This window comes from Dyadobacter sp. CY347, from assembly GCF_021502655.1.
Taxonomy (GTDB): Bacteria; Bacteroidota; Bacteroidia; order Cytophagales; family Spirosomataceae; genus Dyadobacter.
Map to the genome: position 1 here is coordinate 93,458 of NZ_JAKFFT010000002.1, position 12,490 is coordinate 105,947.

9 protein-coding genes are annotated in these 12,490 nt (G+C 47.3%); 8 read left to right on the forward strand and 1 reads right to left on the reverse strand.

The features are described 5' to 3' along the window. The 8 genes from L0659_RS01120 (at position 1) to L0659_RS01155 (ending at position 10,887) form a co-directional block, all read left to right on the forward strand. On the forward strand, positions 1-576 hold the full coding sequence (locus L0659_RS01120; RefSeq protein WP_235123679.1) for a carboxymuconolactone decarboxylase family protein: 576 nt from the start codon (positions 1-3) through the stop codon (positions 574-576). A gap of 13 nt (positions 577-589) precedes the next feature. Next, positions 590-3,361: a TonB-dependent receptor gene (locus L0659_RS01125; RefSeq protein ID WP_235123680.1), complete on the forward strand. Its 2,772-nt coding sequence runs from the start codon at positions 590-592 to the stop codon at positions 3,359-3,361. Beyond that, positions 3,342-4,598 carry an MFS transporter gene (locus L0659_RS01130; protein WP_235123681.1) on the forward strand — a complete coding sequence of 419 codons (1,257 nt, stop codon included), beginning with the start codon at positions 3,342-3,344 and terminating at the stop codon, positions 4,596-4,598. Before L0659_RS01125 ends, L0659_RS01130 begins: the two co-directional genes overlap by 20 nt. Positions 4,599-4,706: 108 nt before the next feature. Then, positions 4,707-5,849: a DUF3179 domain-containing (seleno)protein gene (locus L0659_RS01135; protein WP_235123682.1), complete on the forward strand. Its 1,143-nt coding sequence runs from the start codon at positions 4,707-4,709 to the stop codon at positions 5,847-5,849. 21 nt (positions 5,850-5,870) lie between these two features. After that, entirely contained in the window at positions 5,871-8,087 is a 2,217-nt protein-coding gene (locus tag L0659_RS01140) for a TonB-dependent receptor domain-containing protein (RefSeq protein WP_235123683.1), read from the forward strand. Positions 8,088-8,142: 55 nt separating this feature from the next. Next, complete coding sequence (locus L0659_RS01145) at positions 8,143-8,559, forward strand: pyridoxamine 5'-phosphate oxidase family protein (protein WP_235123684.1); 417 nt, start codon at positions 8,143-8,145, stop codon at positions 8,557-8,559. A 66-nt stretch (positions 8,560-8,625) separates the two neighbouring features. Next, entirely contained in the window at positions 8,626-9,798 is a 1,173-nt protein-coding gene (locus L0659_RS01150; protein WP_235123685.1) for an alpha/beta hydrolase, read from the forward strand. 48 nt (positions 9,799-9,846) lie between these two features. After that, positions 9,847-10,887, forward strand: a complete 1,041-nt coding sequence (locus L0659_RS01155) for an SDR family oxidoreductase (RefSeq protein WP_235123686.1) — start codon at positions 9,847-9,849, stop codon at positions 10,885-10,887. 6 nt (positions 10,888-10,893) lie between these two features. Here the strand turns inward: L0659_RS01155 and L0659_RS01160 are convergent, their stop codons facing one another. Next, positions 10,894-12,474, reverse strand: coding sequence for a glycoside hydrolase family 43 protein (locus L0659_RS01160; protein ID WP_235123687.1), 1,581 nt, complete (start codon positions 12,472-12,474; stop codon positions 10,894-10,896). Positions 12,475-12,490: the final 16 nt, after the last annotated feature.

The window sequence follows — 12,490 nt, forward strand, 5'->3', positions numbered from 1 at the left end:
ATGCCACATATATCATTGCCGGAACATTTGCCGGGAATAACAGGTCTGCTCGAATACAACAAGGAAACCGCCGCGCCGATCCGCGAGCTGACGCAATTCCTTTTGCGTGGTGAATCCACATTAACACCCGGAGAAAGGGAGCTGATCGCGACCATCGTTTCACACAACAATGCATGCAAGTTTTGCACTGCTGCACACACTGCCGCCGCCGACCTGCTGATAGGCAACACCGAAACCTGCGAAATCATGAAGCAGGACATTGATGCCGCGCCGGTAAGCGACAAAATGAAAGCTTTACTGAAAATCGCCAAGCAAGTTCAGGTGCTCGGGAAAGCGGTTACCAAAGAAGCCATCGCAGAAGCAAAAAATAATGGCGCAACCGACATTGAAATTCATGATACAGTGCTGATAGCCGCCCTGTTTTGCCTTTACAACCGCTACGTGGACGGAATGGCCACCATTGCACCATCCAATCCTGAATTCTATCAAGGCCTCGGCCAACGTCTTGTTGACAACGGTTACAACAGACTGGCCAACGGTTACGATCATTTGAAACAACAAAAACAACGCTCATAAATTCAACTCCTCTATGAAAAGAACTCTACTTTTAATGTTTTCAATCGTCTGCGTTTTGTTTATGCAAAATGCAAAGGCGCAATCCACACAACTTTCCGGGCACATTACAGATAATGACACTCAAAAGCCGCTTTCAGGTGTTTCTGTGTCGGTTAAGGGAAAAAATACAGGTGCAGTTACCAATGCAGAAGGTTATTTTGAATTAAAAACGAACATTCCTGCCACGCTGGTGATTTCGCTGATCGGTTATGCGCGCCAGGAAGTGGAAGTTGCTTCTGGTCAGGCGATTAATGTGAATCTTGTTCCGGCTGCGGAAGAGCTTAACCAGGTTGTGGTTTCGGCATCGCGGGTGGAAGAGAGCATTTTACGTTCACCGGTGAGCATTGAAAAAATGGATTCCCGCGCGGTTCAGCAAACACCTTCTGCCAATTATTTTGATGGATTGGTGAATATGAAATCGCTGGATATGGTCACCAGCAGCCTTACTTATAAGCAAATTAACACAAGGGGATTTAACACCACGGGAAACAGCCGCTTCCTGCAATTGGTGGATGGGGTTGATAATCAACCTTCCGGACTTGGTTTTGCGATGGGAAATCTTTTCGGGCCCCATGATATTGATGTAGAAAGCGCAGAGCTGATCCCAGGCGCGGCCTCGGCATTATATGGCCCGATCGCTTTTAACGGAATGCTTAATACACGCACCAAAAATCCTTATGAATACCAGGGATTAAGCGCACAAACCAAATTCGGCGTCAACCACATTGGCGACGGAACGGGCATGGGCGCGAAACCTATGTATGATCTCGCTGTTCGTTATGCCAAAGCATTTAACAACAAGTTTGCTTTCAAAGCCGCAGCAAGTTATCTCAAAGGAACCGACTGGTATGCAAATGATTACACCGACATTGATCCAAACACACCAGCAGCCAACCGCGGCCCGAACAACCCTGGCAGAAATGCACTGAACATTTACGGCGACGAAGTCGCACAGACCATTCCAAGCATCGGCCGCGTTTCACGCACAGGTTATGAAGAAAAGGATCTTGCGACTTACGGCGTTTACAGCTTGAAACTGCTGGGCGCATTGCATTACCGCATCACGGACAAGCTGGAAGCCATCTATCAGGGGAATTTTAATCAGGGAACAGCGCAGTATACAGGCAGTAACCGCTTCGTTATCAATGATTTCAAATTCATTCAACATCGGTTAGAGCTGAGAGGCAGCAACTTTTATGTGCGCGCTTACTCCAATCAGGAGCGCTCGACAAACTCTTACAACACCCGTGCGTTGGGCCAGCACATTAACAGGACCTGGGTTAAAGATTTAGCGGGAAACACCGTTTCACCGGATAAAGCGGATGCAACGTGGTTTGAAAGATATACAGCTGCTTACAATGGTGCCATTGCCTCAGTAGGAAGCAAAGATCATTCACTAGCCCGCGCTTTTGCGGATCAGGGAAGGATTTTACCCGGATCCAGCGAATACGAAACAGCCAAAGATCGCCTGATCCAGACGCGCGGACTGGCCGGAGCGGGCATCCTCAGCGAATGCAGCCTGCGTCACGTGGAAGGAATGTATGATTTCAGTTCTGCGTTGAAATTCATCAACCTGCAAGTGGGTGGGAATTTTCGTAAATATTACTTAAACACAGGCGGGACGCTTTTTGATGATAAAGACAAAAACCTGACGAATGAAGAGTATGGTGCTTTCGCCCAAGCTTCAAAGTCGTTTTGGAAAGATGTTTTAAAGTTGACGGTTTCAGGTCGTTTTGATAAAAATGAGAACTTTGACGGCCGTTTTACACCACGTGCTTCGGCGGTTATTTCTCCCAATGAAAACCACCATTTCCGCGCATCTTACCAAACCGGTTTCCGCAACCCAACCATTGGAGATCAATACATTAAGCTGAATGTAGGCCCGATCATCATTCTGGGTGGTGCGCCGGTAAACTCTGCCGGTTTGAATGCGTATGAAAACTCGGTTACCATCGCTTCTTTCGGTGCATTTGCCAGCGCATTTGGTGCGGATATGGCAAAAGGAACGCCATTTCCGCAAGCTGTTGCCAACAACAAAGACAAGTTGGTGAAATCAAATGTGCCTTATATCAAATCAGAAAAAGTGAAGAGCTACGAAGTTGGTTACAAAGGAATTATCGCCAAAAAGCTCTTGTTCGACGTCAATTATTATTACAGCCAATACACTGATTTCATGATCAACACCGTGGTGGCGAGAGCGAAATCCAACATTCTCTTGGCAGATGGAAAAGTGAATCCAGCCGCAGCTGCCGAATTGCTGGGAGCCGACAGACAGCTTTTCCAACTTTATACCAATGCTGCTGACAAAGTTTCTATCCAGGGCGTTAGCGCAGGACTGACTTATTCGCTTCCTAAAAACTACAAGATCAGCGCGAACACGACCTGGATCGATTTCAACATTGGCGATGCAGATCAAAACAATGTTCCGGCCTTTAACACGCCTGAATGGAAAACCAACCTGATCTTCGGAAATGCAAGATTAACCGACAAAATCGGGTTCAATGTGGCGTGGCACTGGCAGAGCAGCTTCGACTGGTATGGTACATTCACTGAGAATGCGCCCGGAAAAGTGAAAAGCTACAACTTGCTGGACGCACAGGTTAGTTATCGCATTCCAAGCCTGAAAACGATCGTGAAACTGGGTGCGTCGAATTTGACAAACCAATACATTGTCCAGGCATATGGTTCTCCGGCAGTGGGTGGATTGTATTATGTGAGTCTCAATTTTGATCAGCTTTTCAGATAACATCAGCTTCAAAAAGCACATGGAAACATTGGAACTAACCAATCTGGAAGAAAAGAAAACCAGCTCGAAATGGCTCGCATTTGGCTTGTGTGTAGTGAGTTACATGCTGAGCGGTACGGTTTCCACATTAATGTCGGTTTACCTGCCGGTTGCGATTCCTGAGCTGAAAGGACAGGCCGTTTCTCAGGCTGAGCTGGGCGAGATCGGTGCTTATGTAAATGCGATATTTCTTTATGGCTGGATGGTGGGCGGACTTTTGTTCGGCGTGGTCAGCGACCGCATCGGGCGCGTCAAATCATTGACATTAGTGATCGGGCTTTATGGCGTTTCCACTTGTTTGGTCACCATTGTACCGGACTGGTATAGTTTGCTGGCGCTGCGATTTTTCGCAGGCATGGGCATAGGAGGCGTTTTGCTGATCACAACCGTTTACATTTCTGAGATTTGGCAAGACAAAAATAAAGCCGTTATGCTCGGAATTCTGGCTGTTTTCTTTCCGGTTGGGATTGTGACAACGGGGAGTCTGAACCTGATCTTTTCGGATTGGAGAAGCGCTTTTGCGGTGGGTTTCATTCCGGTTATCATTGCCGTGCTCGTTTTTTTCCTTCTTCCCGAATCTGACAAATGGCGCGTAACCAAGACGCATACCACTAAGCCCGAAGGGTTGTTTGTTGAAAGTAACCGCGCAAATCTGATTTCAGGTTCGCTGATTTTCGGCTCGGTGCTCATCGGACTTTGGGGGATTTTTTCCTGGTTACCGACTTGGGTGCAAACATTACTTGCAACGGGCCAGGACGGTCAGAAGGAGCGGGGATTGGTTATGATTTTGCTGGGCATGGGAGGAATTACAGGAGGCATTTTTTCCGGAATATTGATCAATAAATTTGGTAAAAAGGCCACATTAATGGCCACTTTCGGCACTTGCCTGGTGATGTGCTGCATTCTGTTTTTGACCAACAGCACTTTTTCCAGCATCATTTACATTGAAACAGCCGCGCTGGCTTTCTGTTTTGGGATTAGTCAGGGCGCGTTGTCAAGTTATATTCCAGAGCTGTTCCCGGTTTCGATCCGGGGAACGGCGACGGGCTTTTGCTTTAATGTGGGACGGTTTTTTACGGCCACAGCGGTGTTTTTTATCGGCTCGCTCGTGGCGGTTTTGGGAGGATTCGGGAATGCGTTGCTCGTGTTCACGATCCCGTTCCTGGTGGCGCTAATTGTCACAGCCAGAAGCAAATAGGAAAAGTATATTATCATAGGTTAATAATTAGGCAAACGGGTTTGCCATCTGGCGAACCCGTTTCTTTTTCATTTTATTCAAAATTGAGCTAATAGGGTTGACTTATATATGAGAAAATTTCTTTACCTGGGCGTTGCCGGCATCATTCTCTACGAGATTGCAAAAGTGTATTTCATCATGCCTATGCCTGGCAGCCAGCAGATGAACAGCATTGACATTGCCTATTTTTTGCATACCTGGCGATGGGCTTTCCGGATCGTTTTCTGGCTAATGATCATTGCAGGCTTCACGACGGTTTTATCCGATAAAAGAAAATGGATTGCAATAATCTTGCTCTTTATTGCAGGCGCTGTTACTTACGGCACAAACTACGAAATGGCGGCGGACACGATGTTTTATCAGCCATCCCAAGTCATTTTACACAATGCTTCCCAAAATAAAGTAAAAGACGACCGGCTTGTGATAGGCGTCGAGGCGAATGGTGAGGCCAAAGCTTACCCCATTCAATTTATCGGTTATCATCACCAGGTGCGCGATGTGCTCGGCGGAAAGCCCGTAATCGTAACATATTGCACTGTTTGCCGCACCGGAAGGGTTTTTGAGCCGATCGTGGAAGGTAAGCCGGATGAGTTCAGACTCGTTGGTATGGACCATTTCAATGCCATGTTTGAGGATAAAAACACAGGAAGCTGGTGGCGGCAGGCGAATGGTGAAGCCATTGCCGGACCATTGAAAGGCCGGATGTTGCCCGAACTTCCAACCACGCAAACCACCGTTTCACAGTGGCTAAAAATGCACCCAAACAGCCAAATCATGCAACCCGACCCAATGTATCAGGCCAAATATGATTCCATGAGCCGCTATGAATCCGGAAAGGGAAAATCAACGCTTACCAAAACGGATACAGCGGCCTGGAAAGACAAATCCTGGGTTGTGGGCGTGCAGGCGGGGAAGGATAGCAAAGCATTTGACTGGAATAAGCTGGTTAAGCAGCGGGTTATTAATGATCGGGTGGGAGCGACGCCGGTGGCCGTTGTTCTGGCAGCTGATAACAAGAGTTTTTTTGCATTTCAAAAGGCAGGCGAGCAGGAGATTGCCGTTCGGAATGACACTTTATACGCACAAAATACAGCTTACAATCTGCTCGGAAAGCGCCTCGCAGGCGACGGTCCGGATTTGAAAAGAGTGAATGCATATCAGGAATTTTGGCATAGCTGGCGTACATTTCACCCTGATACACAACAATATTGAATTTTTGAATTAGTATATTAAATGATGAATATTAAATCTACGCTTATCACGCTGGTTGTGCTTTCGGGATCTTTGGGAGTGGCAAAGGCGCAGGAAAATCAAAACAAAAAACAGGACGCAGACAAAGTTCTGGACTTGAATGAAGTCACTATTGAAGAACGCAAAAATGTAATCCATACCGAGCGCCTTCCTGATGTTCAAAATACTTACATTCATGCAGGGAAGAAAAGCGAGGTCATTCAGTTGGGCGGCGTGAATGGCAACATTGTTGAGAAAACCGGCCGCCAGATTTTTGCCAAAATTCCAGGTGTTTTTGTCTATGATATGGACGGAAGCGGCAATCAGATCAACATTTCTACGCGCGGCCTGGATCCGCACCGTTCCTGGGAATACAACATTCGCCAAAACGGCGTTATCACCAATTCCGACATGTACGGCTATCCGGCCAGCCATTACAGTCCGGCCATGGAATCCATCGAGCGCATTGAGCTGGTAAGGGGAACGTCATCGTTGCAGTATGGCGCGCAATTTGGCGGGATGATCAATTATGTGACCAAAGCACCGGATACAACCAAATTATTTTCATTCGAAAGCATTAATTCAGTGGGGTCGTTCGGGCTTTTCAGCTCTTATAATGCCATTGGCGGGAAAGTTGGGAAGCTCGTTTACTCAGCCTATTATCAAAAGCGACATTCAAACGGATACAGGAAGAATGCGAAATCAGATGCAGAATCGCAATTTATAAGTCTGGCTTATGAATTTAACAAGTCATTGCGCATCAAGGCTGAATTGGGACGCTCTTCCTACGTTTACCAAATTCCCGGCCCATTAACCGACGCCATGTTCGCTGCCGATCCGCGACAATCCACCCGTTCCAGAAATTATTTCAATCCCGACATTTACATTCCTTCCATTGTTCTGGATTGGAAAATCAGCCCCGAAACACAGGTTAAGTTTACCAATTCCGGCGTTTATGGAGCCAGGAACAGCGTGATGTTTGATGCATTTGCCAATGTTCCTGACACGATTAATCCGGCTACAAAATCTTACAAAGCGCGTCAGGTAGACATTGATAATTTCAAGAGTTTCACCTCCGAGCTGCGGATTTTGCATCATTATGACATTGCAGGCTTCAAAAATGTGCTTTCCGGCGGCGTGCAGATCATGCATAATAAGCTGCGCAGGAGGCAATTGGGTAAAGGCACAACCGGCAGCGATTTCGATCTCACATTAACTGATCCTGCATTTGGCCGCGATCTTTATATGAAGACAAACAATGTGGCGGTGTTTTTGGAAAACATGATTTACCTCACGCCAAAATGGACCGTTTCGCCCGGAATGCGTTACGAAAACGGCGCGACGGATATGACTGGAACGATCAGTTACTACGATCCGGGAGACCTTCCAAACAAGATCAAGCACAATTTTCCGCTTTTCGGGATAAGCACACAGTACAGACTGGACGCCCAAAACCGCATTTATGGGGGCATTTCACAAGCTTACCGGCCGGTTGTTTTCAAAGACATTATCCCGGGATCCGTTTTGGAAAAAGTGGATAAAAATCTGAAAGATGCCTATGGTTACAATGTGGAAGCAGGCGTCAGCGGCGGCACCAGGAACCTGCGTTACGACATTGGGGTTTTCCAGGTTTTGATCAACAATAGAATGGGAACTGTTTCCATGCGGGAAGGCGCAAATGCGTACATTCTGCGCACAGTAACGGGTGACACGCGTACACGAGGCGTGGAAGCATACATTGAGTACATTCCGTTTCGAATCAACACATCTTCAACGCCTACCGAGCTTTCGATTTTTACCTCAACATCGTATTTCGACGCAAGTTATATCAAAGGAAATGCGGTTGTCAATGGCGAAAATACGAGCGTAGCAGGCAACACAGTAGAAGGTGTCCCAACCTGGATCTCACGGAATGGCGTGCAGTTTTTGTATAAAAAATTATCCGTAACCTGCCAGTACAGCTACGTAAGCGCCAATTTTGCCAATCCATTGAACACCGTTGAGCCATCTGCAAACGGCACGATTGGCAAAGTGCCGGGTTACGGGCTCCTCGATCTGAATGCAACATGGCATATTAACGGAAATTACACATTGCGTGCAGGGGTAAACAACATCACCGACAAGCAATATTTCACCAAACGCCCTACCATGTATCCGGGCGCCGGTGTATGGACTTCCGATGGAAGGAGCTTCGGGCTTTCATTCGGGATCAAGATTTAAGTTCTTTTGCCTGGCATTATTTTAATATCTGCTATTACAAAAACGACAAACGATCATGGCAGATAAAACATTGAAAGACGTAAGTGAAGTAATGAAGGATATAGACCTTTGTATGCTTACAACCACAACAACCGATGGCGCGCTGGCTTCAAGGCCGATGAGTAACAACGGAGAAGTGGAATACGATGGGAATTCCTATTTTTTTACATGGGAAGGCTCCCGGATGGTAAGCGACATTGAGCTCGATAGCAGAGTGAACCTTACATTTCAAGGACAAAAAGACATTTGGATCTCTGTTTCAGGTAAAGCTGAGGTAAGCCGTGAACGTGAAGATATGGAAGAGCACTGGGTAAGCGACCTGGATCAATGGTTCGAAGATGGACTTGATACGCCGGGCATTGCTATGATTACGGTAAAAGCTAAAAGAATAAAATACTGGCAGGGAGAGGAAGAGGGAGAAGTAAAGCTGTAATTTTATATAAATGCCTTAATTTGTGGATCATGTCGAACACCGGCATGATCCATTTTTTTTGTCCCTATGAAACAAATACTGACTGCATTGCTCCTGCTCGTGTGCCTTACGAATTCAACGGCGCAGAATTACGACGAGGCCAAAGTCCCGGCTTACGTGCTTCCGGAAGTGCTGAAAACGGCCGCCGGTAAGGAAGTTAAAAGCAGGAAAATGTGGGAAGATGTAAGACGGCCGGAAATTCTCAGGCTTTTCGAGGATAACATTTACGGGCAGATGCCAAAAGATTATGACAGCATTCGCTATACAATAAAAAACGAGGACAAGGGTGCTATGAATGGCAAAGCCAGATTGAAAGAAGTGGCGATCAATGTTTACAGGAACAGGAAATCAGTTGAGATAAATGTTGTTTTATTTGTTCCTAATCATTCAAAAAAGCCCGCGCCGGTTTTGCTATTAATCAACAACCGGGGGACAGAAAATACCGATCCGACCAGGAAAGTGAAAAGCGGTTTCTGGCCGGCCGAAATGGTCATTGACAGCGGTTATGCCGTCGCCGCTTTCCACGTAAGCGACCTCGCGCCCGATAACAAGGACACATTTATGAACGGTGTTGTGCAGCTCTATCCCGAGCAGCTGGAAGCCGATAACGGCATGCGGGCCATTGGTGCGTGGGCCTGGGGCGCATCGCGTGTGATGGATTACTTTGAAAAAGATAAGGACATTGATGCCGGAAATGTGGCCGTAGTCGGTCATTCGCGGGGTGGAAAGGCCTCTTTATGGGCAGCGGCGCAGGATCAGCGATTTGCTGTTTGCGTTACAAATTGTTCGGGAAATACGGGCGCGGCTTTGGCCCGGCGGCAGTTTGGTGAGAGAATTACCCGCATCAACACCACCTTTCCACATTGGTTTAACAATAATTACAAAAAATTTAACGACAAGGAAAACGACCTGCCCGTAGACCAGCATATGCTCATTGCCCTGATCGCTCCGCGGCCTTTATACGCCACCAATGCGTCCAAAGACCTTTGGGCCGATCCGACAGGAACATTTCTGGCGCTGAAAAAAGCAGAAAAAACATATGCACTTTATGGCTTAAAATCGAAGTTGCCAGCGAACCCGCCGGGCATTAATGCGCCTATTCCAAGTTCGCCGCTGGCCTATCACAACCGCGAAGGCGAGCACGATCTGACGGCTTATGACTGGGGCAACTTTATCAGATTAATGAAATCCCGTCCGTAAAGGCACAAGATTTTTAGCCTTGCATAATCACATTAGAACCTACTGATTATGAAAAATAACAGCAATCAAGGACTCTTTTCAGGAAAGACTGCATTGTGGGCAGCCGCCGGACTGGGCTTATATGCCGCAGCGAAACATTTCTATAAAGAGATGATCAAGTTTGATTTTCAGGATAAAGTGGTGGTTATCACCGGCGGAGCGCGTGGGCTGGGCTTACTGCTGGCCAGAGAATTGGCGGCAAAAGGAGCGAACCTGGTAATATGTTCAAGAAACGCCGAGCAGATTGAAGTCGCCGAGCAGGAACTCCGGCAAATGGGCTCGATCGTGCTGGGATTGAAAGCAGACGTGAGCGACCAGCGGGATGCGTCACGCGTAATCGAAGCCACAATTTCTCAGTTTGGAAGGATTGACCTATTGATAAATAATGCCGGAGTAATGCTCGTTGGTCCGGAAAATGTGATGGATGTGGAGGATTATAAAACGGCCATGGATACCAATTTCTGGGCTGCATTGTACATGATCAAAGCTGCATTGCCGCACTTTCATGAACAGAAGGAAGGCCGGATCGCCAACATTTGTTCCATTGGCGGAAAGGTCGCCGTCCCGCATTTGCTGCCTTATAGCGTGAGTAAATTTGCGATGGTTGCTTTGTCGGAAGGGTTGCATTCCGAGCTGAAAAAGGACAACATTCATGTTACCACCGTGATCCCGAACCTCATGCGGACGGGAAGCCCGAGAAATGTATCCTTAAAAGGCGATCATGAGGCAGAATATGCCTGGTTCAAAATAGCAGGCTCGTCACCGCTGCTTTCGCAAGATGCGGCGCAGGCGGCTGCGGACATTGTTAACGCCATCGCTTACCAGGAAACAGAAATTATTCTGACCAATACGGCGAAACTGGCCGTTGCATTCCAAGGCGCCAACCCAAGCCTCGTATCACTGGTAACATCTATCGCCAACAGGTTTTTGCCGAAATCAGGCCCGGAAGGCGCTGTAATCCGCAAAGGTTATGAAAGTGAATCAGAAAAGTCGAAAGGGAAAGTGGCCTCCATCAGCGACCGTGCTGCTTTGGAAAATAATGAAACGTAATTAATCTCACTCATATTTCATCTGCACAGCCCGGATCTCACTCTTGCCGGAAGCATTGCCAGCCACATTAACCCCAACTCTCGGTGCACGGTCCCATCTCGGCAGCCAGGGCGCTTCTATTTGCGTTGCACTGGTGAGGGAGTCGATTTTCTGGCCTTTTACATCCCACCGAAATTCGTAAAATCGGCCGTAACGGCTATGTAGACTCAATTTGATGTCTTTATATTTATCAGGGATCTCCTGTGATTTAATCACTTCCTGAACCCCATCTTTAACCTGCCATAATGTGATGTGATTGTCCCGCACGCCGTATCCAAGCGCGTTTCTGGCGTCACCATAAACCAGGATGTTCTGCGTCAAGTCCTTTTTGGCTGTGACTTCGGTCGTGAATGTATAGCTGCCGTTTTTAATGGTCAAGCCTAGAAAATTCCCGGTATTGGTGCGGTTATCGTTCTCGATTCGGAGCGCGCCGTTTTGTACTTCAAAATTTGGTTTTGCAAAACTCACATCATAAACCCACGGCGCTTTTAGCGTGTCCCTGTTGTAATTAATGGAAAAATTATGGTTCACCAGCGCACCCATAGCAATAGGCGCTTCTGCCTGTGCGGGTGTTGTTTTCCCATATCTGAAAGCAGGCCATTTGGTAACCTCGTCCCAAACCAGTTCGCTCAGGACGCCCTGCCTACCCGAGAATGTAAAATCAACACCGTTATAGGCGTGATGCAAGTAAAAATAGCGGTTATCAGCCGTCACCACCACGGTTCCGTGACCCGGGCATTTCCATTTATGATCACCAAAAAGTGCCGGGTTACCTGCATATTTTGTCCAGGGTCCCTGCAAATTTTCAGCCCGCGCGAACCCCACCTGATAATCACAATTTGCTCCGCAGCAAGCATTGCCGGAGTACAGCATATACCAGTATTTTCCGCGTTTGAAGATCGATTGTCCTTCCGCCCCGCCAGCTTCCCAGCCGGTAAGGTCTGCTTTCATCAGACTAAATTCTTTGCCAACCACTTTCAACCCATCGGGAGCCAGTTCTGCACCCAAAATTTCGATTCCACGGTCTTTATCCAGTCCATATGCCTTCCATGTTATGAAAAGTTTACCTTCATCCTCCACTACGAATGCATCGATCGCTTCTTTTGTCCATTCAATGATGATGCCGTGGTCTTTGAAGCCTTCTTTCAAATCTTTGGTGCTTGCTACGCCGATGAATGATTGTTTATCCGATTTTCGTCTGGCTGTGTAGTAACAATAAAAAGTGCCATTCCGAAAGAACAGTTCCGGTGCCCAGTAACTGCCCATAGTCCATTCCGGCAAGTCGCTAAATACCGGCCCGACATATTCCCAGTCCACCAGATTTTTCGAGCTGTAAATAGGATAAGCCGGTCCCCATTCCGAAGAAGTCCCCGCAGCATAATAGGTATCACCCACACGAATCACCGAAGGATCCGCAAAATCGCCTGCAATAACCGGGTTTCTGTAAGTGACAACGAGGGCCGGGGCAGGTTTAGGCTTTGGTTTTTGTGCGAAAGCCTGGGCAGTTGAAATGAGTATCAGGAAGAAAAGAAAGGATATAGGCTTCATTTTGCAGTCATTGGTT